The following is a 789-nucleotide window of genomic DNA, read 5'->3' on the forward strand; positions in this document are numbered from 1 at the left end:
GAGCGAAAGGTGGATGGGTAGGTTATATAGGGATATAGCACAGAGATATATAGCAAAGAGATACTTTTGAGCAATGTTTGTGGAAGCGGTATTCGCAATATTTTAGTAGCTCGTTACAGTCCGGTGCGTTTTTGGTTTTTTGAAAGTGCGTCTTCAGAGCGCTTTTGGTTTTCAAAAGCGCTCTGAAGTTCCTATACTTTCTAGAGAATAGGAACTTCGGAATAGGAACTTCAAAGCGTTTCCGAAAACGAGCGCTTCCGAAAATGCAACGCGAGCTGCGCACATACAGCTCACTGTTCACGTCGCACTTATATCTGCGTGTTGCCTGTATATATATATACATGAGAAGAACGGCATAGTGCGTGTTTATGCTTAAATGCGTACTTATATGCGTCTATTTATGTAGGATGAAAGGTAGTCTAGTACCTCCTGTGATATTATCCCATTCCATGCGGGGTATCGTATGCTTCCTTCAGCACTACCCTTTAGCTGTTCTATATGCTGCCACTCCTCAATTGGATTAGTCTCATCCTTCAATGCTATCATTTCCTTTGATATTGGATCATATGCATAGTACCGAGAAACTAGTGCGAAGTAGTGATCAGGTATTGCTGTTATCTGATGAGTATACGTTGTCCTGGCCACGGCAGAAGCACGCTTATCGCTCCAATTTCCCACAACATTAGTCAACTCCGTTAGGCCCTTCATTGAAAGAAATGAGGTCATCAAATGTCTTCCAATGTGAGATTTTGGGCCATTTTTTATAGCAAAGATTGAATAAGGCGCATT

1 protein-coding gene is annotated in these 789 nt (G+C 41.8%); it reads right to left on the minus strand.

Annotated features, from left to right (window positions below; translation table 11 throughout):
• Positions 1-384 precede the first annotated feature (384 nt).
• Positions 385-789, minus strand: a 405-nt coding sequence (locus C2862_RS25035; protein WP_136223767.1) for a hypothetical protein, incomplete at its 5' end; no start/stop codon positions are given.

Source organism: Massilia sp. Mn16-1_5, assembly GCF_004798585.1.
Taxonomy (GTDB): domain Bacteria; phylum Pseudomonadota; class Gammaproteobacteria; order Burkholderiales; family Burkholderiaceae_D; genus Telluria.